Here is a 25,287-nt window from a genome sequence, read left to right on the forward strand (position 1 = left end):
GATATATGAAAATTAAATCGATCGAGACCTTTATACTTACTGATAAGTTAAAGGAAAGCTTCTACTTTTCGCAATGGGAATATTCTGAAAGGAGAATTTGCATCGTAAAAATAACGAGTTATACCGGCCATGTGGGCTGGGGAGAAGGGTATGGACCCGCTGCCATCATCAGGGCTAGTGTCGAGTTTTTGGCCCCTTATGTGGTAGGCCAGCATGCCCTGGAAACTGAAACAATCTGGAGTATCATGTACCGTCGGAGTTTGGACTTTGCACGTAGGGGTATTTTGGTGTCGGCCATTAGCGCCATCGACGTGGCCTTGTGGGACTTGAAAGGAAAAATAATGGAACAGCCCGTGCATTTGCTATTGGGAGGTAAGAAAAGAGATACCATTACTCCTTATGCTACGGGCTTGTATTTTACAAATTGCGACAACCAGGCGGAGGTATTGTGCAAGGAGGCCAAGGATTATGTATCGTTAGGATATAAGGCCATGAAAATGAAAGTGGGCCTGACGATCGAAGAAGATATAGACCATGTACGCAAAATAAGGGAGGCAATAGGTCCTGATGTCAAGTTGATGATCGATTCGAACCATGCCTATAACCTGCGAGAGGCCATCCAATTGGCGAGGGCGGTAGAGTCCTACGATATCCATTGGTTTGAAGAACCTATTTCTCCGGAGTATTACGACCAGTATGCCGAGCTAAGACGAAACACGACCATTCCTATTGCCGGGGGAGAGTGTGAGCACTTGCGTTATGGATTTCAAACCCTGTTGAAATCCAACTCGGTCGATATCGTTCAACCCGATATTTGTGGGTGTGGTGGACTTACCGAGGCCAAAAGAATAGCTACGTTAGCCACCGTTTATGGGGTCGATCTGGTGCCTCATACCTGGGGGACGGGCATTGCCATTGCCGCTGCAACGCATTTTGTGGCCAATTTGGAAACCATCCCTGGGCGGTTGCGAACTCCTTTCAATTTTATGGAATACGATAGGACCGAAAATGGGCTAAGGGAGGCGTTAACCACCACCGACATGGAGGTGGTAGATGGAGAAATCGTCATTTCAGACGCGCCAGGACTAGGTTTTACCGTTAATGAAGATGCATTAGAACAATACAGTTTAAAAGTACCATTATGGAATTCGGATATAAAAGATTATATATTGGCGGAAAGCTAGTCGATGCCATTTCAACAGAAAGAAAAGAGGTAGTTTGCCCTGCCACCAATCAGGTAGTGGCTACCATTGCTTGGGCCGGACGTGAAGATGCTTTGCTCGCCTTGGACGAAGCACAAAAAGGGTTTAAGTATTGGTCTAAACTTTCCCTTGGGGAACGCACCAAATGGATGACGAAGTTGAGAACAGAAATTCTCAAAAATGAAGATATCCTACGTAAAGCCGTAATGTTCGAAATGGGTAAATCCTATGAGGCGGCATGGGAAGACATAGAAGCGTTGATCAATGGCCTCGAGTTTTATCCTGGCGCTATGCGGAATATGCACGAGGAGATTATTCCTGATTTGGAGAATACCCACCGTCATAAGCTGGTACACCAAGCCACGGGGGTGGCGGTGGCATACTTGGCATGGAACTTCCCCCTGCTCAATGTGGGCTATAAGCTAGGCCCTGCACTGGCCGCTGGCTGCTCTATCATCATTAAGCCTTCCGACATATCGCCTCTTTCGGCCTATGTCTTAGGAGAAATTATGCATGGAATAGACTTCCCCGCGGGAGTGGTCAACTTTTTGTGTGGATCGGTCGAGGAGGTAGCCTATACGATGACCACAAGCAAGATCCCCAAGGTGCTCACCATGATAGGGTCGTCGGCTTCGGGTCGTCAGATTATCAAGGATTCGGCCACGTCTGTTAAGCATGTCAGTCTTGAACTTGGTGGAAATGCCCCATTTATTGTTTGTAACGACGCCGATATCGACTTGGCTATTAATATAGGTATCGCACTGAAATACGGGAATTGCGGACAAATCTGTGTGTCTCCGAATCGATTCTTAATTCAACAAGGAGTTTATGACACTTTCGTAACTAAGTTTGTTGAGAAGGCCCGCAATATTCGAGTAGGCTTTGGATTGGAGGCCAAGCCCGACATGGGGCCTTTGGTAACTTCTAAAGACCGAGAGCGGATACTGAAGATGGTCCAGGACGACGTGGCCTCCGGGGCAAGGCTGTTACTGGGTGGAGGAATACCCGCCAATATGGAAGTAGGTAACTTTATGGAGCCTACCGTCTTGGCCGATATGACTCCTGCCATGCGGTGTTATCAGGAAGAGGTCTTTGGACCGGTAGCGAGTATTATGCCTTTTGATACCCTCGATCAGGCCATCGAAATGGGTAACGATACCATCTATGGCCTAGTCAGTTATGTATTTTCTAACCATGAAAAAACCATTCGACGCTTGTCCGAAGAATTGGATTTTGGGGAGGTGCAGGTCAATGGGGTCAAATATGCGATTTATCTTCCTCATGGAGGGATCAAGGAGAGCGGAATAGGACATGATTGCTCTTATTTGGCTCTGAACGATTATTTGGTTAAGAAAAGAATTACCACAGCCCTTTAATATTTATTTAGGAACAACTAATACGGAGCATTATGGCTTTAGAAATCAGTGATAAACTAAATGTGGCAGGAGTTATGGCCGTATTGGTGATCGACCGAATAGAACATACCTTGCCAACCATCGAGAGCCTGTTGGAGGGTGGAGTAGGGGCCATAGAGCTTACCTTGCGAACACCGATAGCTTGGGAGGCGGCCCGCTTAATAAAGAAAACCTTTCCCGAAGTTCTGCTAGGGTTGGGGACCGTGCTGACCACCGACCAGGTACGTAAGGCGGTCGATTGGGGAGTCGACTTTGCGGTGGCGCCAGGTTGTAATCCCAAAGTTATCGCTGAGGCCCATCAACAAGGACTGTTTTTTGGCCCAGGTGTCATGACCCCCACCGACATAGAAATGGCCTTGGAACAGGGATGTAAAGTGATGAAATTCTTCCCCGCCGAAACCGCCGGAGGGCTCAAGCATTTGCAGAGTATGGCCGCTCCTTATCATTTCCTTGGTCTACAGTTTATCCCCTTGGGAGGCTGCAATATTGGTAATGCGCCTATGTACCTAGGGTCGCCTCTGATTCATTCCATTGGGGGATCTTGGATAGCCCCACAAAAGCTGATACAAGCCCAGGAGTGGAGCCAGATCAAGAATAATGCCGCCGAAATTACCCGTGTGATTCGTGAGGTACGAAGCTCAGCGTTGGTATAGGCTGATTGGGTTCTGGCTGAGGGTTTGAATGAAACGGATTAATGATTTGACCATATTTGACCAAATAAGCCTCGGCTAGCAAGATGCCTTCAACGAAACAGTAGTAGTAAATTTACTCTATAGTCACATGGACAGAATTTCCTGCTACTGTTCTACTTTCTATTCGACCATTGGGTAGTTTTACTTCCAAAAGATGTTTTTTATTATCCGCAAAACTATTGAGATAAAACCAGGCGGTTTTGCCTCCTTTGGATTGTGAATATACGAAGCCACGGCGGTCGTAATAGGCATCGACCACCTCATCGGCTGCTTCCTGTGCGGGCTGGATCCAAGGCCCCTTGTCGATCCGGAAAGGGAGGTATTGCCGGCTTCCTGCGTTTCCTTGAAGCCGGCCGAAGGATTCGGTATAAAGGCGGATCCCGAATGCCGATAAATCGATACTTGCGTTATAACCTGAGTAGTAGCCGTCGTCTTTGCTATAGTAAGGGAAGCCTTCCTGAGGGGAATGCGTTCCGTCTGGAAACCATAATCCTTTGGCCCATTGAGGCGAGAAATCCCGGCGGGTTTGTTTGCCGGCCCCTCCCCATTCTACAAACACCTTCCCATACACCTGCGATAGGAAGGCATAATTGATGATCACATTAGGATCCAAAGGGAGCTTACTATAGGTGTAAAAGGTGCCTTCGGGGTAGTGGTAGGCGAATAGGTTATTGGGTTTCCATTCGTGAAAACCGGCCAAGAATATCCCCGCTTCGTATCCCATACTCTTGTTCAGAATCATATCATAAATATCCTTATAGACACTCCCCACCTGATCGTCAGGAGCCCCAAGGTATACCGAAGTGGTGATGAGGTTCGTGCTGGTCAGGGTGCCTCCTTTGAGGTAAACCCCCAATCCGCTTTCACTTTCGGGCTGACGTATAATTCTTTTCGCCTTTTCACGCCCTTTGGTAATCAAGTCTCTGTTGAGTTGAAAATAATTATGACAAATGTAATAGGGGATATCTCGGCTGCCGAATTCTGCTTCATAACGCTCTCGCAGGCGTTTGTAGAACCAGCCCCACATAGGTACATCTTGCTGGATCCAAGAGGCATTTTCCAGGGTTTCCCCTATCCACACCGCGTCGAGCGCTTGTATTTCGTTGGCCTTTTGAATAGACGTTTGCTGGTCGAAAGGGCCATGGGGCCACCAACGTTTATTGTAACCTTTAGAATAGTCGTCGGGGCCATTGGTGGGTTTAAGCTGAAGGAAGTTTTCCAAGCGTTGCACATCGAAGTAGGTCAGTCCTGCCTGCTTGAGGCGATGAACCTCGTTGATATCTTCCCAAGGTAGCTGAAAATGAGAAATATGGGTTACCCCTTGCGACAGCATGGTGTTAACGGGCCATTCGCCTCGATTTACAAAAAATACATGGCCCTTGGGGAGCTTAAAAGGAGGCAACAAGTCGGCCCATTGGCTCGTTTTTAGGTTAGGGTCATAGCCATCGGGGATAGGGTCTATAAATTCTTTAGAGGGCCCTTTTGGAAAGATTCCTGTATAAATACCCGCCGTAACATTATAAGAGAAGGTTTTTCCGGCATCCGTCGAGAAGAAGTAGTTCATCACCTTGTCCGACCATCGGTTTACCGATTCCAGACCGGTCTTTGTTTTCATTTTCCATACCCGAATAGGGCTGTCGGACTGGTAGGGGTATTGGTGGAGAGGCGTACTTTGTTTTACCAGGTCACTATTGATCATATAGCGAAATTCATATCCATCTTCTAAGGCTGGAGAGGAGAAATCCTCTAATAGCCAATTGCCCGGCTCGCCCGTGATCCGTAAATCCAGATGTTCATCCATTCCTTTGGTGATCCATTGTGGGCGATTGGAGGCTTGTAAACGGCTATTTTTGGTGGCGTCGTCATGAGGTATAGTAAAATACTTTTCCGATTTTCCCTCGCAGGTGGTGGCACTCAGCACGAGCCGATACTTACCAGGTTGCAGGCGTGGGTAGCCGATGGTGATAAGGCTGGAAGTAGGCTTTAGATTGGCGGAAGTGAGTAATTGGTTGGATGGGTCATAGACCTTATAATTGAGCCCAAACACATTCACTCCATGAAAAGTGACACGGGCACCCTGCGGCGTTATGTTGAAAATTTCCATGATTTTCGGACCAAATTCACAAGGGTCCTTCCCAGCAAAGGGGGAGGAGCTCAGGTACTGGTTGGGCGATGAAATGCCCCACCTGTGAAAGTCGAAGGCTGAATATGGTCCCAGTAGGTACCATTGTGCCAAAAGTATGAGGGTTGCTATTCCGATAACGACTCTAATTTTGGGTTTCACGATGATAATGTTTGTGCGCGTCATAGGGTATTGGAGTACACTCAAATATACAAGCTAAACATTTGTCTAAACCAGGTTTTTTCATTGCATTATTGAAAGGAACGACACATGGGCCTAGGGCAGTATGCCAACAGGTGTAATTAGCTAGGGCTCGGACTTGTATAGGAGCAAACGGAGCGCATTGAGGACCACCAAAAGTGTAGAGCCTTCATGGGCTAATACGGCGGGGCCAATAGAGGCATAGCCCAGCAGGGTCAATGGAATCAACACGGCGACCATGCCAAGGCTGATCCATAGATTTTGTTGGATGATTTGGTGGGCCTGTCTGCTCAGTCCAATCGCAAAGGGTAGGCCTTGGAGGTCGTCGCCTAGGAGGGCGATGTCGGCCGTTTCGAGCGCTACATCGGAGCCCGCCGCACCCATAGCGATTCCTACCGTACTCATGGCCATGGCGGGGGCATCATTGACGCCATCGCCCACCATGGCCACTTTAGTTTCTTGATGGGTTAGCTTAGCTATGGCTTTAACTTTATCGTCGGGCATCAAGTCGCCCCATGCCCGATCGATTCCAATCTGACGTGCCACGGCGTTGGCCACCCGCTGATTATCTCCCGTAAGCATGACCATCTGACGAATGCCTAGTTCGCTGAGGCGCTTTAGTACTTGTTGGGCGCCCTTGCGAGGAACATCCATAACGCCTATTAGGCCCATCCAGTCTTTATCCTTGCGTACGAGCATGGTGGTATGCCCTTCCTTTTCTAGACCTATCATTTGATTAATGATGACTTCTGGGATCTCTTCCTCTTCGAAAAAGGCCTTATTGCCGACTTTTATGTGCTGATGTCCTACTTGAGCCTCTATGCCTTTGCCCGCCACGGCTTGGAGCTGCCTTGCCTGTGGAATGTCGACTCCGTTCAAATAGGCCTGAGCGCCCTTTACGATAGCCGCTGCCAAAGGATGATCGCTAAGGCGCTCGAGAGCGACAGCATATTTCAATAGTTCTGTTTCCGAGAATGGACTCAGGGCTATCAGATGAGTGAGGCTAGGCTTTCCTTCGGTTAGTGTTCCTGTTTTATCAAAAGCAATGGCACTCAGCGTTCCAAGGTCTTCTAAGGGCCGGCCGCCCTTTATGAGCACGCCGCCATTGGCAGCTCGAGCTACGCCACTGAGTACCGCACTAGGGGTCGAAATCGCCAGGGCGCAGGGGCTAGCGGCTACCAAAACGGCCATGGCCCTGTAAAAACTGGTGCTGAAAGGCTCGTCGATGACCAAAAAAGCGAAGCAAAGCCCTAGTACCAGTAGCAAGACGGCAGGAACGAAGTACCTTTCAAATTTGTCTGTAAAAAGCTGAGTAGGTGATTTCTGTTTTTCGGTAGCACGAACCAATCTGATCAACCGGGCGATGGTGGAGTCGCCGGAAGTTTTGAGCACCTGAGCCTCCATGGCCGCAGAACCGTTAATAGTCCCTGAAAATACCCGATGTTCTTTAGGTATATTAGATAGACGATCCTGGTTGACGGTTGAGGATGGGAATGCCGTCTTGATGACGGGTATGCTTTCTCCGGTTATAGGAGCTTGGTCCACAGGGCCTTCACCAGCGACTACTAAAGCATCGGCAGGTATTTTACTATTGGGTTTTATAAGAATTCGGTCTCCTATCCTGAGTCGCTCCACAGGCGTTTCTATCTGTTGTCCATTTACTAGCAACAGGGCCGTGGGAGGGGCCAGGCCAGAGAGGCTGGCAATGGATTTTTGCGCCTTGCCAAGGGCGTAATGCTCTAAAGCATGGCCTAAGCTGAAGAGAAATAGTAATAGAGCTCCTTCCGCCCACTCCCCCAAAAATGCCGCTCCCAGTGCGGCCACCAGCATGAGGAAGTCTATTTCAAAGCCACCCTTGCGCACCGTTTCGACGGCTTCTTTAGTTGTAAAATAACCTCCAAAAAAGTAGGCCGCCATATATAACGATAGAGAGACCCAGGTAGGGGCTTCATGCATAAAGGTTAACAGAAAGCCCATCGCTAAGGCTGCCCCACTCATTAATGAGAAGGTGAGTTCCGTGGCCTCTCCCAATGGGCCATGATGGTGATGATCATGCTCTGAAGGCTGACCTTTGTGATCGTGTTCTTTAGCTTTACTCTTACTTTTCATGGTTTATGATTTTAGATAATCGTACCAATTCAGGGATTGATTCTTTTTCTATGGAAAGTAGCTAGGCGTACCCTCCCATAATGGTCTAATGTGAATGACCGGATTCACTATTTTTCAGCATTGAAAGCAGGGTATAGGCTCCTTTTATAACGATAGAGGTGTTTTTTATATCGTACCCTGCCGGAAATGTAATTTGCGTAAAACCGTCTTCCGAAATACCCCTTTGAATTTCAAGCATTTCAAAGGTTTTATCCGACGATTTTGATGAATCCCGGTCCTTGTCAACCGTCTCAATAAAGATATAATCTTTCCCTTCAAACTGAACCAAGGCATTCTCGGGAAGGGTGTTCACTGGTTTGGTACCCGTTTCAATGACCGCCTTTACATAGTTTTTGGGTAAGAGCCCAGCTGCGTCGTTCTCCAGATGGCAATGTACCCGGACTGTACGATCTTCGTCGATCATTTGGTTGATCAAATATACTTCAGCTTGTATTTCCTTTTCTGGGTTGTTACTCACGTGAAACCTTACCTTTTGACCGATTTGAACCTTTGGAATGTCTTTTTCAAATACCGAAAGTTCTACATGGAGGTGGTCGGTATCCACAATCTCAAACAGAACGTCGGTGGGCCTGACATACATGCCTAGATTGACATTCACGGTAGTGACCGAACCGCTAATGGGGGCGACTATAGCCGTTTGGCTGACGATCTTACCAGACTCTAATGTCTTCAAAGGTATTCCCGCAGTTCGAAGTCGTTCTTTCATTCCCAACATGCGCGCTTGTAGCGTTTGTACGAGTGTTTCGGCTTGTTGTAAGGTCTTTTGCGCATTTACTTGTTCGGTGCTGAGCTCCTGCTGTCTCTGTCGGTCAAGCTTGGCATATGCTAGCTGACTCTTGGTTTCGAGGTAGTCTTGTTGCAAGGGTATAAAATCGGGGTTTTCTATCATTGCCAGCACCTGGCCTTTCCTGACCTTCATTCCCTGTAATAATTCCGTTTTTCGGACAAATCCTCCCATAATAGCGGATATGCTCACCAAATTTTGCGGGGGTATATCGATTAACCCATTGGCGACCACCACGTCGCTTAGGTCTCGAAGGCTGGTTTTTCCCAGTTCGATGCCCGCAACATTGTATTGGAAGTCGGTGAGCTGGACATGGCCTGGCTCTTCAGAGGAATGGGGGGCGGATGCTTCTTCCTGGGTACCGTTGCTGTTGCAGGCGGAGGTTAGCATCATCAATATTAGGGCTATAATTATATATTTCATAAGAATGAGATCGTTCGTTAAAATAGTTGATATGGTCCAGTTAGGGCTTATATAATAAATATTCGATGTCGAGCACGGCCAGATTATAGGCATACACTTCCTGTAAATAACCGGACCGAATGGCCCATGCACGGTTGAGCGCTTGCATATACTCCATATAACTGGCCTCTCCAACGGCATAGGCCATGGTCGCATTTTGCTGTAGTTCCTGGGCCATAACCAATTGGTTTTCTTCAAACTCTATGAGTCGTAGGCTGGCCGATTGAAGGGCCTGAATACTTTTTTGAAGGTCGGTTTTAAGCTGAACCTCTGTCGACAGCTTCTTGTTTTCAACCAATCTTTCTTGTATTCGGTTAGCCTCTATTCTGGCCTTGGTGGCCCCATTAAAAATGGGGATAGCAAGGCCTATTTGCGCGTATTGAAACCTATGTCCTGAGCCGTAATACACTTCCTGGCCATTGCGGTTGTGGATACCGATGAGGGATTGGTTGTGGTAGCCCAGGGTTATATCGGGGAGTAAAGTGGTTTTCTCCAGGGCTGTTTTCAATTGGCTGACGCGCATTTGATGCTCCATCCAAAGTAAGTTGGGGTTTTCTGACAGTAGGGCGGAGTCTTTCAAAACATAGGGTGAAGGCAGTTTGACCATCGTATCACTTTGGGCCAGCAGAGGCGTGTTTGCATTCAATAGCTCTTGAAGTCCTATTTGTAATTGCCTATGTAGGTTCTGGTTGTGTATTGTTCTCGCTTTCAGTGTACTGAGTTCGCTAAGTGCCATGGTATAGCCCAGTTTGTTTCCCTCTCCCGTTTTGAGTCGTAAGGCAGCTGCTGAAACAAATTTTTCGGTTCTCTTTCTTTCTTGTTCCAATAGTTTTTTTTGGTTCTCGAGTAAAAGCTGACCATGGTAATTTTGCTTGACTTCCCGAATTAAGGATGCGCGCGTGGTTAGGATCTGTGCTTCAGCAGTAGCCAGCTGCTGCTGCAGTAAGGCCTTTTTCTTACGGGTAGTTGGAGGTAAAGGCAAGGCTTGGGTTATGCCGAATTGATTGTCGAAGCGAAGCCCATTGTATTGCCCGCCAACCCAGGTGAGATTGGTTTTTTCCAATTCCAGGGCGGTACCTGTTAGGGCTTGCCGATAGTCGATTTGGTGCTGGTCCGATATCATTTGCAAATTTTGCAACTCCGCTCGTTGTAAGGCTTCCTGTAGGCTGATGGGCAGGGTGGGGGTTTCGGGCTGTCCTTGAGCTACTACCGAAGGGCCTGTTAGTAAGCCCAAAGCTATTAAAAGGCCGATGATGGAGGGTTTAGGGCCTTTGGGAAGGGAATGTTTTTTCTCTAATAATAGGTATAAAACAGGCAAGACGAGCAGGGTAAGTAAGGTGGCAGACAGTAGCCCGCCAATTACTACCGTAGCCAAGGGTCTTTGCACTTCGGCCCCCGCGCTAGCAGAGAGGGCCATCGGTAAAAAGCCTAAGGAGGCCACTAGGGCCGTCATTAACACGGGCCGGAGCCTCGTTTGTGTGCCCTGGCGGATTATCTCCTTCAGGTCGGTCATACCTGCCTTTCGGAGGTGGTTGAATTCGGCTATTAATACGATACCGTTTAGGACGGCCACGCCAAAAAGAGCTATAAAGCCGATTCCTGCTGAAATACTGAATGGCATTCCGCGTAGGACCAAGGCGCCAATCCCCCCTATGGCCGAGAGTGGGATGGCCGAAAGGATGAGCATACTATGACGTATGGAATGAAAGGTGAAATACAAGAGAATGAATATCAATATCAGGGCTAAGGGAACGGCGACGCTCAGGCGGGCATTGGCCTCTCTTAGGTTTTGGAATTGTCCTCCATAGGTGGCGAAATAGCCTGCAGGCATGTCTATCTGACTATCTATTTTTGACTGGAGTTCATTCACAATACTCTCTACATCTCGGCCCCGCACGTTAAAAGCCACGGTGATTCTTCTTTTAGCATCGTCACGTTGAATCTGATTAACTCCCGTTTTCATACTTACCTGGGCGAGTTGGTTTAAGGGTACTTGTTGCCCCTTGGGGTTGGTGATAAATAGTTGGCCAACGTTGTCGATAGATTGGCGACTAAAGGGTTGTAGCCGGACTACCAAATCGTACCGCCTTTCTCCCTCGTATACCAAGCCTGCGCTGGATCCAGCAAAAGCGGCGTTCAGGGTACGGTTGGCATCCGCAATACTAATCCCAAATTGGGACAACCGATCCCTGTCGAACGCTACGACGATTTGAGGGAGTCCACTTACGCTTTCTACATATAAGTCTGTGGCTCCTTCTACGCTGCTCACCAGCTTGCCTACCTTGTCGGCTTGTTGGGCTAGGATATCTAGGTCCTCTCCATATATTTTTACGGCCACATCCTGTTTTACTCCGGTCATTAGTTCATTAAATCGCATCTGTATCGGTTGCTGGAATCCGAAGGAAACTCCAGGTACGTTCGCTTCTAGGACTTCTTCCATTGCTTCTGCCAACGCTTCCCGGTTTATGGCTTTTGTCCATTCCGATTTGTCCTTTAGGATGACCATCACATCCCCCGCTTCAATAGGCATGGGGTCGGTTGGGATTTCAGAGGAACCGATTTTACCTACAACCTCTACCACCTCGTCAGGGAAGTTTTCGAGCAGGGCCTGGGAAGCTTTTAGTGATGCATCGATGGTCTGGGTTAGGGAGCTTCCGGTGAGTACCCGCATTTCTATGGCGAAGTCGCCCTCGTCCAATTGGGGGATGAATTCCCCACCCATTCTTGAAAAGGCCACCAGGCTGAGCAAAAATAAACCGAAAGTACAGGTGATAACTCCTAGGGTATGGCTGAGTACGAAGTTGAGTGCAGGGCGGTAAATCCTTTGAAAATAGGAGATGATTTTATCGGAAACGTTAGGCTTATGGTCGCTTTTTTTACTAAGAAACAAGGCTGAAACCATGGGAACATAGGTGAGCGATAGGATAAAGGCTCCTAGAATGGCAAAGCTGACGGTTTGTGCCATGGGCCGAAACATTTTTCCTTCTATACCTACTAGCGCTAAAATAGGTAGGTAGACGATCAGGATGATGATCTCCCCAAAGGCCGCCGAATTTCGGATTTTGGAGGCCGATTGGAACACCTCACGATCCATCTCCACTTGGGTTAACCGATGGGTGTATTTTTTACCCACTATATGATGCAGGGTCGCTTCAACGATGATCACGGCCCCGTCGACGATCAGTCCGAAATCGATAGCGCCCAGGCTCATCAGGTTCCCAGAGACACCGAACAGGTTCATCATACTCACTGCAAAGAGCATGGATAAAGGGATCACCGAGGCTACCACCAGCCCTGCGCGTAAGTTGCCCAATAACAATATCAATACGAAGATTACGATTAAGGCCCCCTCTATTAGGTTAGTAGACACCGTTCCGATGGCATTATTGACCAGTTTGGTTCGATCCAGAAATGGTTCAATGACCACTCCTTCGGGTAAGGATTTTCTGATTTGCTCTATCCTTTCTTTAACATGTCCGATTACCTTGGCTGCGTTGGCATCTTTGAGCATTAATACCAGTCCACCTACCACTTCGCCATCCATATTTCTGGTAACGGCACCATAGCGAACGGCACTTCCCAAGCCTACTTCCGCTATGTCGCGCACGAGTATGGGCAGGCCTTCAGGGGTTTCACCCACCTGAATTTTTTTAATATCTGCTAAGTTGCCGATCAGCCCCTCGCTTCGGATAAAGTAGGCCTGCGGTTTTTTATCAATATAGGCTCCCCCGGTGTTTTGGTTATTGTTTTCCAATGCCCTAAATATTTCGCCGATGGTTAGCCCTGCCGCTCTGAGCTTCAAGGGGTCAATGGCGACCTCGTATTGTTTGAGCAGGCCACCGAAACTACTGACGTCGGCTACACCCTCGGTCCCTAATAACTGCCGGCGCACGATCCAGTCTTGGATGCTCCGTAACTCAGTAGCGTCGTATTGATGCGCATACCCCTCTTCGGTATGCAATACATACTGGTATATTTCGCCAAGACCGGTCGTTAGGGGCGCGAGTTCTGGAGTACCGGAGCCCACTGGAATCTGTTCTTTGGCTTGCGATAGACGCTCAGAAACCTGCTGCCTGGCCCAGTAAATGTCTATATTGTCATTGAAAACAATCGTGACCACCGAAAGACCAAACCGTGATATAGATCGGATCTCTTCCATGCCAGGTATGGTGGTCATGGTGGTTTCGATGGGGAAGGTGATGGAGCGCTCTACTTCTGGTGCTGCTAAAGATGGGCTGCTCGTAATAATTTGTACTTGGTTATTGGTGATGTCCGGCACGGCATCAATAGGCAACTGCGTAAGGGAGTAGCTGCCCCATACAATAAGACAGAGGGTGAAAATCCCAATGATTAGCTTATTGTGAATCGAAAAATATAAGATTTTATTTAACATGAAATTGAAATTTCAGATAATATAAATGTCCCTGCCCATGTGAATACACGGGGATTAGAACTAACAAGAAAGTAGTAGGACTATCGTTGTGGAGGCTGCCAGATATTATTTATTCGGGAGACCGAATGCATGCTATAGGGTGAGAACGTCATGATATCTTCTCTAACATACCCTTTTATTTGAGGGATCAGGTCCAGGGCTTGAACGATTACCGTGGAAGCACAACAAGTACAGGCGCAAAATACCGTGCAATGATCGCCGTCGTTGCCGGGGTCGGAAGGCAGATGGACCGCCATTATAGTTACAGAATCCGAACCCAATGGAACGGCCATACCGTCGTCGCAGGGGACACAGGCAAGTGCCACCGTGTAAAGCGCTAAAAGGTACAGCTTGAGTTTGTTCATAGAACAAAGTTAAGGCCTATGTTCATGCAACAGGTAGTCATAAACCAAAATGTTTCAAGATAGACCGGTATGACGGCTTAAGAATGATCGGGAGAAGCGCTTTCCTGGTGTTTGATGGCTTCAGAAGGAATGTGCTGAAGAATAGTCTGAAGTAACTGAGTGGGATTATATGGTTTTAATATAAGGTCGTTCATTCCAGACTGTTTTATTTTATCTATAGAACCGATATCGGCCGTTAAGGCAATAATGGGGGTAGTAACGCCTCGCTTCCGAAGTGCCCGGCTGGCTTGATAGCCGTCCATAATAGGCATATGTAGGTCCATAAGTATGAGTTGATGGGACAGTGGGTCGAATAGGTCCAGTGCCTCTTGTCCATTTTGAGCGATTACAGAGTCAGCCCCCCATTTGATTAGGAATTTTTGAAGGACGATTACGTTCAGTTTAATGTCCTCTACAATGAGAATAGATACGCCTTTTAAGGGAGAAACTACCGAGGAGGGCGTTGGCGTGGTGGGAACGGCCGTGGCAAGTTCGAAGGTTTGATACCAATAAAAGTTCGACCCTGCTCCCGGAGTACTACTCAGCTGAATATCGATTTGCTGTTCTTTTAGTATTTGCTTCGTAATGGACAAGCCTAGTCCCGCACCTTCTACGCTGCGGGTAAAAGTAGAGTCGACCTGTGTGAATCGATCAAATATCAATTTCTGTTTTTCTATGGGAATTCCAATTCCCGTATCAGAAACACTGATCTTGAGGGTGATGACTTTATCGGTACGGCTTTCAATATTAATACGGCATTTTATTTCTCCGTTGGTCGTAAACTTATTCGCGTTGCTGAGCAGGTTAGTTAGTATCTGAGTGAGTTTTTGAGCATCGGCCATCAATGGTATCCCCCGTACCGGAAGGGTGTCCTGCACAAAGTTTACCTGTGTCCTGCTGGCCGAGTATTTAATGACTTTCATTACCTTACCTACTAGTTGGTCTAGGTCGGTAGGTTCGTAATGAAAGCTTATTTTTCCAGCTTCTATCTTATTCAAATCCAGGATGTCATTTACAATGCCCAATAGATTGTTCGCCGAAAACAGCAAGACGTCGAGGTGTTGTCGTTGGTCGTCTCTAGGATTCTCCTTCTGCATGACGTGAGCCATTCCGATAACGGCATTTAAAGGGGTGCGAATCTCATGACTCATGCTGCTCATAAATTCATTTTTGGTTTTCAGGCCCAGCACGGCCTCTTCTTTGGCTTTTTTAAGAATGTAAGAGAAACGGAAGGGGAGTATGAGCGACTGGAAGGTGAAGAAGGCAAAGTACCCGATAATGAGTATGGGTCGGGACAAGGCTATGATGCCGTAATAATCGAAGATGAGAAAGATAATCAGCATACAAATAGCCACTGTGCTCAATAAGGCATATTGCGCCCCAATACGCTTGTTTCCGTATGCTTTCCAATATACGTAGAAGGCCATTCCGATATATAGAACGACGAGTAAAATAAACGAATCGATCAGGTTGGTAAATACCAATGGCGGGGTTAGGATAGTGATAAGGGCATAGCCAAAACATATAAAGGCCAACACCGACATAAGTTTTTGGGGAGCATCTTTTGGAAATAACGATCTGGTGTATAATACGAACATCCCTACCGACAAAAATAGGGTTAAGTACTCCAAATGAATGGCAATCCGCCAAGGTAGGGAAGGGAAAACGTCATGTAGTAAATATTCCGATGTCCCAATAATCCGATAACTATATAGTAGGCAAAATAATGCGAAATAAAGGAGGGGCTTGTCTTGGTTGCTAAAAAAATACAGTCCTAGGAAAAGGAGTCCAATGATGACGATACTACCCGTCAGAAACCAGTATTGGGCTCCGTTTGTTAAGGAGGCTTGTTTAAGGTCGGCCAAGCGACCTATTCGTATGGGCTCAACCATCCCCCCTCCCTTGGCATGTTGATAGTTGGCGATATGTAGGGTCAATAGGAGGCTGTCGCCATAGATAGGTATTATTTTTGTGGCCCAGTAGGGTTGGCTCATGGATTCACTGGTCGCCACCTTTCCCGTCTCTACTAATAAAGAATCACCTAGAAATAGGGCGTATGAAGTATTTAGGTCTGGTATTAGTAGGCCTAAGTTTTTTGACTCTTTAGGTAAAAGTATCTTTAGCTGCATGCTAGCGTAACCAGTGGCAGGTAGGGAAGCCCCCTTCCAGGTATAATGGGTCCAAAAATCGGGGAATTTTTTATACTCAAAATAGGGCATTGACGGAGTCCCTGACGGGGATCCCGTATCGTTTGGTTTTTGGAAATGCTCCCAATAAAATTTCCACTGGCCTTTTAATAGTCTATAACCATTGTCGAAGTTCGTAGTCCTGAGGTCTAGAATTCCTGGAATTCGAGATGGAGGCCGATCGGCCTGCGCCGTCAGTGTTGTCCCCAACAAAAGCAGCACCACTAGCCATAAATAATGCCAGTTCTTTTTATATATAACTATTTGCTCGTCTTGGAGGGTGTACATTTGAAAGGGTTAAGCAATAGTTGATCCACGAAAACAAGTTAATGACTGTTTCTTAATAGTCATAGGTGTGCCGGAAAATATAGTGCTTTCAAAGTTAAGGCTACCCGATTTATTTTCTACTCTTTTGTCGTAACTGATATTTACAAACTTAGTATTAATTCGATTAAATGGCTCCATGTTATATCCTACAACTATAGAAGTGATACCGCTGGGGAGCCGATATAGAAGGTTTCAAGCCGCTAGGTATTGGGTATTAAGTGAGCTTTACACCAGAGGTGCAGGGATTTCACCGAGAGCCGATAGTGCCCTTTACATACCGTTCTAGTATTCTGGAATGAAAACTATCTCAGAGGACTTGACCTATACCGAATAGTATTACGAAGAGTAAAGTGGAAAGGGCCATTTGTTTTAGGTACGGATCCAGGTCGGCCGCCTTATTAAGCTTGCTGACCGCCAGGCCATTTTTAAGGAAGAGCGGGTAACTTAGTAAAAAAATAAAATTCTGAATTCCGGAGTAATGAAGGAGGCTATACCATAAGGTGCAGCCCATGCCGATAATCAGGAGCAACCAATGGTAGTATACTGCCTTGTCTCTTCCTATGCGCACTGGGATTGAGTTTTTGCCTGTGGCTTTGTCCGAATTAATATCACGGATATTGTTAATGTTTAGCACGCCAACGGCAAACAATCCGCAGCTGGTTGCGGGAAGTAGCAAATTCCAATTCCAGGCAAGGGTATGCAGGTAGCTACTTCCTAGGACGCCCACCCATCCAAAAAACAGGAGAACGGAAAGATCGCCCAGGCCAACGTAGCCATAAGGACGCTTACCTGCGGTGTAGGTAATGGCAGCCAAAATACTACCAAGTCCCATTGCCAGAAAGACCCAGAAGGTATTGGCAGGGGCGTTTTGTAAGGCGATGTACAGAAGGGTGAGCCCTGAAACCAACGAGAATACAGCGAAGAGAATGATGGCGCGCAACATGGCTCCGGCCTGAATCTCCCCGGCATGTACGGCCCTTTTGGGCCCTTCTCGCAGGGCCGTGTCCTTACCATTTACGGCATCGCCATAATCGTTGGCAAAGTTAGAAAGTATTTGCAAGAGCGTGGTGGTAAGCACACTCAATGCCGCTATGGACCAACTGAAATGACCAGTGGAATAGGCCAAAAAACTTCCCATCAAGATACACGATAGGGCTAGGGGGAGGGTTCGAGGACGAGCTGCTTCAATCCAGGGCTGCATACTATAGGGTATTGGGGTCATAAAAAAGGGGGAGCTGTTAGGCGCCCCCTGAATACTTCTTATAAATTTACCGCTTTCAAAAACTCTTGATCGGTAGGTAATATTTTGGAGGCGAAAAAGTTAGTTAGCTCGCCCTTTTCGTTAATTACATATTTGCAGAAATTCCAGCTGGGAGACTTGTCATTCCAGCCATTAAGTTCTTTTGTACTCAGCCACTTATACAAGGGAGCCTGGTTGTCGCCTACTACTTCCACTTTTTCAAACATCGGGAAGGTTACTCCGTAAGTCTTTGAGCAAAACGTGGCGATTTCTTCAGCACTACCGGGTTCTTGTCCTCCAAAATTATTAGAGGGGAATCCCAACACCACTACCTTGTCTCCGTGGTTCTTGTTGAATTCTTCCCAATCTGCATATTGCTTGGTATAGCCACATTTCGAGGCTACATTCAGGATCACGACCTTCTTGCCTTTATACTTTCCTAGGTCTACTAGCTGGTCGCCCACTAGCGTTTTTACTTTGAAGTCATAAAAGGTTTGCTTCACCAGCGGGGCATCGGAAGGTCTTTCTAGAGCCGCTCCCTTGTCTGCAAAAAGGACTGCGAATAACGAGGCTATCATGATAAATATTGATTTCAAAAAGGCCATAATCGATCATTAGGTTGGTTAAATAGCTTAATAGTATTCTGATAACACCGAAAGTGCTCCGATTGTTCGAAGTCGCACCCGTATTATCTTCACGGGTGCGATGTGCTTTTTACATTCGTTCAGGGGCTTCAATTCCCAAAAGCATGAGGGCGTTTTCTATGCAACGTGCTACAGCTCCAGAGAGGGCGACTCTGAATTGTACCGCCTGTGGATTAGGGTCGGCAAAGATAGAGACCTCCGCATAAAATTGATTGTAAACTTTGGCGAGTTCAAAGGCATAAAGAGAGACAATCGATGGTGCAAACTCTTGAGCTGCCGCTTGAATTTTCATCGGATACTGCGACAAAAAGAATATAAGTTCGCGCTCGGCCTGGTGCAATTGGTAGGTAGGGCCTGGTACTTGTGCCGTGATCGACGACGCCTCTGCTTTTCTGATGATGCTCCGTATCCGTGCGAAGGTATATTGGATGAATGGGCCCGTATGTCCTTGGAAATCGATAGATTCCTCCGGGTTAAAGAGCATCCGTTTTTTGGGGTCCACTTTTAATAGGAAATATTTAAGTGCTCCTAGGGCGAGTTGGTTGTACAGTTGTACTGCTTCTGTACTTTCAAAATCCTCTATTTTTCCTAGTTCCTGGGTACGGTTAGCGGCCGTCTGGATCATCTGTGCGACTAGGTCGTCGGCATCCACGACCGTCCCTTCCCGGCTTTTCATTTTGCCAGTAGGTAAGTCAACCATTCCATAACTTATATGGTGGCATTCTTCAGAATAGCTACGACCCAATTTTTTTAGGATCGCAAATAGCACCTTGAAGTGGTAATCCTGCTCGTTGCCGACCACCCATAAGTACCGGTTGTTATGATAATCGTTGTATTTTAACTCAGTGGTTCCCAAGTCTTGGGTGATGTAAACCGAGGTGCCATCTCCACGAAGAACCAGTTTTTCATCAAGTCCTTCGGCAGTAAGGTCCACCCATACCGAGTTGTCGGCTTTCTTAAAAAACACCTGCTTGCTAAGGCCTTCCTCTATCAGGTCTTTACCCAGTAGGTACGTGTCCGACTCGAAGTAGGTCTTATCGAAATTGACACCGATTTTCTGGTAGGTTTCATTAAAACCAGCATACACCCATTCGTTCATTTTGCGCCAAAGGTCTACAGTGGCCTGGTCGCCCTGTTCCCAAAGGCGAAGTAGCTTTTGGGCCTGAAGCATCCACGGGGCTTCTTTGGCGGCTTCTTCCTCGGTTTTACCTTGTTCTACCAAGGCTTTTATTTGTTTTTTATATTCTTTATCGAAAAGTACATAATACTTGCCCGCCAGGTGATCGCCTTTTAGGTTGGCGGCTTGGGGGGTCTCTCCATTGCCCAATTCCTGATAGGCCAACATCGATTTACAGATATGGATACCCCGGTCGTTGACCAAGCAGGTTTTTACCACCTCATAGCCATTGGTCTTCAGGATTCGTGCCAGGGAGTCACCCAAGAAATTGTTCCGCAAATGCCCAAGATGTAAGGGTTTGTTGGTGTTTGGGGAGGAAAATTCGACCATTACCGATTGGCCATTGGCAGGGCTGGAGCCAAATTGCTCGTGGTTAGCGATGTCGTTAAAGATCGATAACCACACCGAATCTTTAAGACTGATATTTAAGAATCCCTGTACCACATTAAAATCGGATACGATGTCGGAGTTTTCAACGAGGTAGGTTCCGATTGTCTGGCCGATTTGCACAGGTGCCTTCTTCAGGGATTTGGTAAGGGCAAAGCTTACAAAGGTATAGAAACCTTCAAATTCCTTTTTAGTAGGCTGTAATACTATATCCTCTAGGGTCAGTTGGAACTCGGCGAATATCGCTTTTTTGATATCTTCTTTAAGTATCGATTCGGTGGTCATGCAGTTGGTCTGATATTTTCTGTTTTTTAGAAAAGTAAAATTACCTTTTCTAAAGCTTACTTTCTTTAAATATTTTCCTAAATTAATAAGGATGTTATCCTTTTTGGTGCAAAATTAGGGTAATCGTCCGATATAGTCACACCCCATCTGAAGAAGTTATGAAATGCAAAGTGCAAACCTGTATATTGATCCTTTTGCTAACCTGTTGCCTTCCTATGACTTGGGCACCGGCCTTTGGCCAGCTTCAGCAAACCGACAGACTCGAGATTCCTACTCAGTCTTATTCGTCCGAGTTTTTTGAGGTCTTTACCCTAGGCGACCAAGGGCTCATAACGCTAACCCGCTCAGAACGTTTTTCTGGTAAAAATCAAGATTGGCAATTTGTAAAATATGATACAACTTTTCAACAATTGTGGTCGGTAGGATATAGGGTGGATAATAAATATGTGCCGATTATGGCCTATCAAGGGGAATATGCCGGCTTCTGGCTGTTTGTTCAGCCAGATACAGAGCATTACTTTTTTCTACAGTTGGACTATGCTGATGGTCATTTCAATAGTTTTCAAGGCGATCTGCTTTCTGGGATCGAGGTGCAGCAGTTCAAGGTGATAGGCAGTAAGGCCTTGGTGTCGGGATATTATCGGTCTAGGCCTGTGGTGATGGTGCATTCATTTTTCGATCATACGACCCGAGTATTGCCTGGACTTTTCGAGAAAAATACGGAGATCAATAACGTAGAGATTAACGAAATTGACGGTTATATTAATGTTACTACTTATGCCTACCGGAAGAGAAATTGCATATTCGATATTAGAACTTACAATTATGAGGGGAAACTGTTAAAGAAAACCACCCTAAGTGACCCAAACTACAGTGTTATATCGGGGCAAATTGTCCCCCTGAATGCCGACGACTCCTATCTGATAGGGAATTATTCGGTAGGGTGTACCGAGTATTCTCAGGGGTTGTATGTGACTCATATCCGGGATAATGAGCCTAGTCAGCCGGAGTTTATAGAGTTTTCGAGATTACAGAATTTTTTTAATTACTTGAAGCCTAAGCGAAAGGCGAAAATCCTGGAAAAAATTGGAAAGCGTCAGCGATTGGGTAAGGAAAACAAATTCCGTTATAGGCTACTGGTTCACGACCTGATACAGCGAGAAGATGAAATCGTATTGGTGGCTGAAGTCTATTACCCCAATCAGCGCACCTCTACGCCTATAGTTTCTAGCGGCTTGAGTCGGCAGTATTATGGACGAACGATGGAGGGTTATAAGTATACCCATGCCATTGTTTGTGCCTTCGACCGGCAGGGGAAGCTTCTATGGGATAACTGTATCGCGATAAAAGACTTAGAAAGTTATGACTTACAGCAGATGGTTCAGGTAACCCCTGTTGACGACTATTTTATTCTGGCCTATCCGCAAGATGGAGAGATATACACCGAGGTTATTCGACGCAACGAGGTGGTGGTCAATAGCGAGAAATATAAAATAAAACCCAATGCTGAGGGAGAAAAAATACTCAATGATTCCGAAAGTTATCTGGCTCCATGGTATGGTCAATATTTTTTGGCCTATGGGTCGCACCGGTTAGGAGCCTCGTCGATGAGCTTCGGAAGGGAAGTATACTATATTAACAAGCTTACCTACGACACCAGTGAGATAGGCCAGGTAATGGAGAAGGACTCTGGCTCTGACAAATAACAAGCCAAATATCTGACGAGCTTGACTGTCAAAATACTCGGCTTGTTGAGCGGCTAGTCGACCATCCAAATATGATCGGCTTCGAAGCCTTGTTCTTTCCATTCTACTTGAACCCGCTGGCTCTCAAGCGTGTTGACTTGTATGCCCACATAGTCGGGCTCGATGGGCAATTCTCGGTTATACTGGCGGTCGATCAGGACCAGTAATTCTATGTTTTTGGGCCTGCCAAAGGCTGTCATGGCGTCTAGGGCCGCTCGTACCATCCTTCCACTAGCCAATACGTCGTCGATCAAAATAACCCTTTTTCCTTCAATCAGGAAGGGTACATCGGTTTTGTTGGGGACAAGGGGGGAGTCGCGGCGGCGAAAGTCGTCGCGGTAAAAGGTGGCATCTAAATGTCCTAGTAATATATCCTGTCCTGTCCGCTGCCGGAGTTCGCTGACGATCCGGTCGGCAAAGAAAATTCCACGGGGCTGCAAGCCCATAATCACCGAATTCTCGAATTGCTGATGGTTTTCGATGAGTTGTTGGCATAACCGACTGGTCATGATCTCCAACAGAGGGCTGCTAAGTAATAATCGTTTTTGGGTCATCTTATTATTTCCCTGTATTTTTGGCCAAAATTATGTTGTCAATTACGCATTGCACAGGCGGCTAACGCCCGACCTGCCAAATTTAAGGTGTCAATTTAATCAATTGCCACCTTACAAAACTGTATTATTTAATTATTTATTACAAATGAAATATCTTATTGCCGGTTTAGGAAATATTGGACCCGAGTATGCCCTCACCAGACACAACATTGGTTTTATGATCCTGGACCGTCTCGCTAGTGAACATGGATTTAAGTTTTCATTCGAAAAATTGGCATATGTTGCCGAATGGAAATATAAAGGTAGGCAGTTCGTTTTTATTAAACCCACCACTTATATGAACCTCAGTGGAAAAGCCATTCGCTACTATCTCGACCAATATAAAATACCCCAGGAAAATCTGCTGGTGCTGGTAGATGAGCTTCAATTGCCCTTTGGGACGCTCAGGCTCAAGGCCAAAGGGAGCCATGGTGGGCATAATGGACTCCGGAACATTGAAGAATTATTGGGGACTTCGGCCTACCCACGTATTCGCTTCGGTATCGATAATAACTTCTCAAAAGGGAGGCAAGTGGACTATGTTTTAAAACCATTTACTGAGGAAGAATTCATCACACTGCCGTTGTTTTTGGACAAGGCCGGTGAAATGGTGCTTTCGTTTTGTACTTTGGGTATACAACGAACAATGAATAATTATAACCAATGATTGGATAAAATAAAGATAATATAACTATTCGAAGAATTTTAAAATTAGTGTTTTTTTAAGTATGATCTATAATATATTTGTCGTATATTGATATGTCCATATAATATTCGTTTATAGAGTAAAATATTATATAAAAATATGGAATATAACAAAGTGGTCCTTTATGTGTTAGTTTGCAATGCCAATATTTATTGTGATCTTTGTATATCGTTTTACGGCAATAATAATTGAACTAAAACGAGAATTTGAGCATTTACTATATGTAAATATCCAAGTTGTAATTTGAACCTAAAATAACAGACCTTCTTCTTGGCGTAATTTTTTAGGGACATAGGTAACCGAATACGATACAGTCACGGGAGTGAGCAGGTTACAGATTGGATAGAAAATAATAAAAGTTCGGAATTTTTTAGAATATCGAGTGACGTTATTTCAGGTTAGGAGTCTTAATTATAGAGGTTTTTTTAGGAGCTAATTTGAAATGCTAAAAAGAGAATTTTAGGAAAATACTCGAAAATGCAACTGATTTCGAATTGTTTTTGTTAATTTAAGTGTCCGTTCGGTAGGTTTTGTATACTTATAGAGGATTTAAAAAAAATATAGACAGATAATGGGGTAAATTAACCAGAAGTTCTGCTTTGGAAATTTACTAGCCAATTATCTGATAAAGATAAAAAAAGGTTAAGGGTTTAGGAATAGTCAGTATATAGCCATCTCATTTGAGGTGGCTTTATCTTTTATTAGGGGTGGGGGGCAGGAGCTATAGCTTCTGCCCTTTTCCATATTTCCACTCGCCGGTTCCCTTTTCTTTTCGACTCTGTGCTATTGGGCTCAACGGGGCGCGTGGAGCCATAGCCCTGTACCTGAATGCGATGGGGCGATAGGCCCAATCCAACCAAATAGTCCCGGCACATCGATGCACGCTGTGCCGACAGTTTAATATTTTTGTCAAAATCCCCAGCATTATCGGTATGTCCTTGTAGGAATATATTTTCATGGGTATTCTCCAAGAAATATTGGGCTAGCTGGCTTAATTTAGCTTTGGCATTATCGGTCAATTCGGGTTCACTTTGCTCAAAATATACCGTGGCCAATCGTTCCATGGATGGAGTGGGGCTAAGAGCGATCAGGGACTTAATTTCGATATTCCGGCTCTCTGTTTTTATTGGAATCCGCTTGGGGGCATAGCCATCGGCCTGTGCCGTAATCTTATAGCTTTGATAAGGCCCAAGTTCCAATGAAAAAGCCCCATTTACAGTTTTGGTTTCGGCCACCAGGCTATTGTCATCGGCTCGGTTTACTTGTATGTCGGCCTGGTCTACGAGCTGCAGATTGTTGCTATTGTATACCTTGCCCGTTACGTTAAGTCTGTGGGAGGGTTGGGACACATTAATTTCAGGTAACTGTGTTTCCACCGTTTCCGACTCCTGTTGTTGTTTTTTGTTTTGTGGGGGTCTGCGTAGGCTGTGGTAGCTTCTTCTGATAAATACCGGGGTCATCACGCGGTCGTAAAGTCTGATCAGGGCTACGGATCCAGCGCTAGCTTCGTGATTGGCAATGAGGTCGTCCTGGAAGAAGTTGAGTACTTGATCGGAGTCCAGAACCCCTTCTATGCCCGGGTCTATAAATTCTACTTTTAGCTGGCCGTTGATATACATCTTAATAGTCTTGGTTTCAAAGTCCCTAGAATATACATAATGTACATATTGATTGGCACGGACAGGGGCCTTTTCACTCATGGCGTAATCATAGAAGTTCAACTTGCCATCATAAATGTAACTGCCATAATCGCTTTTCCTATTTTTAAAATCGAGAATCCGTTTCCAACTATCGAGCTTATCCATCTTAAAGTAGACCTCAACAGTGAAGGATTTGTTCAGTAGGCCCTTGGCAGCATAATTATTAAACTGCAATCCACTATTCTCTTCAAATTGATAAACGGTTCGCTGCAGATATTCCGTATCGGGAATATCTTCTTTGACAAACTTGCCGGGTGTTCCTAGCACTTTTAGGCCAATGCCTTCGCTTTCTATGGGCATAAGTCCATTATTGAAGTCGTAGGTCCATTGTTGTTGGGCGAGACAAGCCGGGATAGTAAGGAGCAGATAGGTGAGAACTGCGAGGTAATATTTAAACTTTTGATGAATCATGTG

The 25,287-nt window shown here is 46.0% G+C and carries 16 protein-coding genes; 5 read left to right on the forward strand and 11 right to left on the reverse strand.

Annotated features, from left to right (window positions below; translation table 11 throughout):
* Positions 1 to 5 precede the first annotated feature (5 nt).
* Genes CLV98_RS19175 through CLV98_RS19185 form a run of 3 tightly spaced genes read left to right on the forward strand, consistent with a single transcriptional unit; the run spans position 6 to position 3,270 of the window.
* Positions 6 to 1,184, forward strand: a complete 1,179-nt coding sequence (locus tag CLV98_RS19175; protein ID WP_109676999.1) for a mandelate racemase/muconate lactonizing enzyme family protein — start codon at positions 6 to 8, stop codon at positions 1,182 to 1,184.
* A complete protein-coding gene (locus CLV98_RS19180; RefSeq protein WP_109677001.1) occupies positions 1,142 to 2,578 on the forward strand; it encodes an NAD-dependent succinate-semialdehyde dehydrogenase in 1,437 nt (478 codons plus the stop codon). The genes CLV98_RS19175 and CLV98_RS19180 overlap by 43 nt, the downstream gene beginning before the upstream one ends.
* A 32-nt stretch (positions 2,579 to 2,610) precedes the next feature.
* Complete coding sequence (locus CLV98_RS19185) at positions 2,611 to 3,270, forward strand: bifunctional 4-hydroxy-2-oxoglutarate aldolase/2-dehydro-3-deoxy-phosphogluconate aldolase (protein ID WP_109677003.1); 660 nt, start codon at positions 2,611 to 2,613, stop codon at positions 3,268 to 3,270.
* A 112-nt stretch (positions 3,271 to 3,382) separates the two neighbouring features.
* On the opposite strand, the gene CLV98_RS19190 is transcribed toward CLV98_RS19185, so the two are convergent.
* From CLV98_RS19190 to argS, 9 genes are all read right to left on the reverse strand, one after another.
* Entirely contained in the window at positions 3,383 to 5,617 is a 2,235-nt protein-coding gene (locus tag CLV98_RS19190; protein ID WP_109677005.1) for a hypothetical protein, read from the reverse strand.
* A 120-nt stretch (positions 5,618 to 5,737) separates the two neighbouring features.
* Complete coding sequence (locus CLV98_RS19195; protein ID WP_109677007.1) at positions 5,738 to 7,741, reverse strand: heavy metal translocating P-type ATPase; 2,004 nt, start codon at positions 7,739 to 7,741, stop codon at positions 5,738 to 5,740.
* Positions 7,742 to 7,826: 85 nt separating this feature from the next.
* Complete coding sequence (locus CLV98_RS19200) at positions 7,827 to 9,008, reverse strand: efflux RND transporter periplasmic adaptor subunit (RefSeq protein ID WP_109677009.1); 1,182 nt, start codon at positions 9,006 to 9,008, stop codon at positions 7,827 to 7,829.
* Between the two features lie 40 nt (positions 9,009 to 9,048).
* Positions 9,049 to 13,440 (reverse strand): CusA/CzcA family heavy metal efflux RND transporter, encoded by a 4,392-nt coding sequence (locus CLV98_RS19205; protein WP_109677011.1) that lies wholly within the window; start codon positions 13,438 to 13,440, stop codon positions 9,049 to 9,051.
* Between the two features lie 80 nt (positions 13,441 to 13,520).
* Positions 13,521 to 13,844: a DUF6660 family protein gene (locus tag CLV98_RS19210; protein WP_109677013.1), complete on the reverse strand. Its 324-nt coding sequence runs from the start codon at positions 13,842 to 13,844 to the stop codon at positions 13,521 to 13,523.
* A 77-nt stretch (positions 13,845 to 13,921) separates the two neighbouring features.
* On the reverse strand, positions 13,922 to 16,357 hold the full coding sequence (locus CLV98_RS19215; protein ID WP_109677015.1) for an ATP-binding protein: 2,436 nt from the start codon (positions 16,355 to 16,357) through the stop codon (positions 13,922 to 13,924).
* 346 nt (positions 16,358 to 16,703) lie between these two features.
* A complete protein-coding gene (locus tag CLV98_RS19220) occupies positions 16,704 to 17,597 on the reverse strand; it encodes a 1,4-dihydroxy-2-naphthoate polyprenyltransferase (RefSeq protein WP_109677018.1) in 894 nt (297 codons plus the stop codon).
* 59 nt (positions 17,598 to 17,656) lie between these two features.
* On the reverse strand, positions 17,657 to 18,214 hold the full coding sequence (locus CLV98_RS19225; protein WP_229203464.1) for a glutathione peroxidase: 558 nt from the start codon (positions 18,212 to 18,214) through the stop codon (positions 17,657 to 17,659).
* Positions 18,215 to 18,350: 136 nt separating this feature from the next.
* A complete protein-coding gene (gene argS / locus CLV98_RS19230; protein ID WP_109677022.1) occupies positions 18,351 to 20,129 on the reverse strand; it encodes an arginine--tRNA ligase in 1,779 nt (592 codons plus the stop codon).
* A 215-nt stretch (positions 20,130 to 20,344) separates the two neighbouring features.
* On the opposite strand from argS, the gene CLV98_RS19235 reads away from it, so the two are divergent.
* A complete protein-coding gene (locus CLV98_RS19235; protein ID WP_109677023.1) occupies positions 20,345 to 21,835 on the forward strand; it encodes a hypothetical protein in 1,491 nt (496 codons plus the stop codon).
* 53 nt (positions 21,836 to 21,888) lie between these two features.
* Here CLV98_RS19235 and pyrR read toward each other — a convergent pair whose 3' ends face one another.
* Positions 21,889 to 22,428, reverse strand: a complete 540-nt coding sequence (pyrR, locus tag CLV98_RS19240; RefSeq protein ID WP_109677025.1) for a bifunctional pyr operon transcriptional regulator/uracil phosphoribosyltransferase PyrR — start codon at positions 22,426 to 22,428, stop codon at positions 21,889 to 21,891.
* A gap of 145 nt (positions 22,429 to 22,573) precedes the next feature.
* Here pyrR and pth point away from each other — a divergent pair, with 145 nt between their 5' ends.
* Positions 22,574 to 23,134 carry an aminoacyl-tRNA hydrolase gene (gene pth, locus CLV98_RS19245; RefSeq protein ID WP_109677027.1) on the forward strand — a complete coding sequence of 187 codons (561 nt, stop codon included), beginning with the start codon at positions 22,574 to 22,576 and terminating at the stop codon, positions 23,132 to 23,134.
* Positions 23,135 to 23,874: 740 nt separating this feature from the next.
* On the opposite strand, the gene CLV98_RS19250 is transcribed toward pth, so the two are convergent.
* Positions 23,875 to 25,284, reverse strand: coding sequence for an OmpA family protein (locus tag CLV98_RS19250; protein WP_109677029.1), 1,410 nt, complete (start codon positions 25,282 to 25,284; stop codon positions 23,875 to 23,877).
* Positions 25,285 to 25,287 lie beyond the last annotated feature (3 nt).

This window comes from Dyadobacter jejuensis (genome assembly GCF_003149085.1).
GTDB lineage: Bacteria > Bacteroidota > Bacteroidia > Cytophagales > Spirosomataceae > Dyadobacter > Dyadobacter jejuensis.

Bases quoted from the DNA above. Each gene is read 5' to 3' on its own strand.
- CLV98_RS19175 (WP_109676999.1), top strand. From the start codon at position 6: ATGAAAATTAAATCGATCGAGACCTTTATACTTACTGATAAGTTAAAG.
- CLV98_RS19180 (WP_109677001.1), top strand. From the start codon at position 1,142: ATGGAATTCGGATATAAAAGATTATATATTGGCGGAAAGCTAGTCGAT.
- CLV98_RS19185 (WP_109677003.1), top strand. From the start codon at position 2,611: ATGGCTTTAGAAATCAGTGATAAACTAAATGTGGCAGGAGTTATGGCC.
- CLV98_RS19190 (WP_109677005.1), bottom strand. From the start codon at position 5,617: ATGACGCGCACAAACATTATCATCGTGAAACCCAAAATTAGAGTCGTT.
- CLV98_RS19195 (WP_109677007.1), bottom strand. From the start codon at position 7,741: ATGAAAAGTAAGAGTAAAGCTAAAGAACACGATCACAAAGGTCAGCCT.
- CLV98_RS19200 (WP_109677009.1), bottom strand. From the start codon at position 9,008: ATGAAATATATAATTATAGCCCTAATATTGATGATGCTAACCTCCGCC.
- CLV98_RS19205 (WP_109677011.1), bottom strand. From the start codon at position 13,440: ATGTTAAATAAAATCTTATATTTTTCGATTCACAATAAGCTAATCATT.
- CLV98_RS19210 (WP_109677013.1), bottom strand. From the start codon at position 13,844: ATGAACAAACTCAAGCTGTACCTTTTAGCGCTTTACACGGTGGCACTT.
- CLV98_RS19215 (WP_109677015.1), bottom strand. From the start codon at position 16,357: ATGTACACCCTCCAAGACGAGCAAATAGTTATATATAAAAAGAACTGG.
- CLV98_RS19220 (WP_109677018.1), bottom strand. From the start codon at position 17,597: ATGCAGCCCTGGATTGAAGCAGCTCGTCCTCGAACCCTCCCCCTAGCC.
- CLV98_RS19225 (WP_229203464.1), bottom strand. From the start codon at position 18,214: ATGATAGCCTCGTTATTCGCAGTCCTTTTTGCAGACAAGGGAGCGGCT.
- argS (WP_109677022.1), bottom strand. From the start codon at position 20,129: ATGACCACCGAATCGATACTTAAAGAAGATATCAAAAAAGCGATATTC.
- CLV98_RS19235 (WP_109677023.1), top strand. From the start codon at position 20,345: ATGACTTGGGCACCGGCCTTTGGCCAGCTTCAGCAAACCGACAGACTC.
- pyrR (WP_109677025.1), bottom strand. From the start codon at position 22,428: ATGACCCAAAAACGATTATTACTTAGCAGCCCTCTGTTGGAGATCATG.
- pth (WP_109677027.1), top strand. From the start codon at position 22,574: ATGAAATATCTTATTGCCGGTTTAGGAAATATTGGACCCGAGTATGCC.
- CLV98_RS19250 (WP_109677029.1), bottom strand. From the start codon at position 25,284: ATGATTCATCAAAAGTTTAAATATTACCTCGCAGTTCTCACCTATCTG.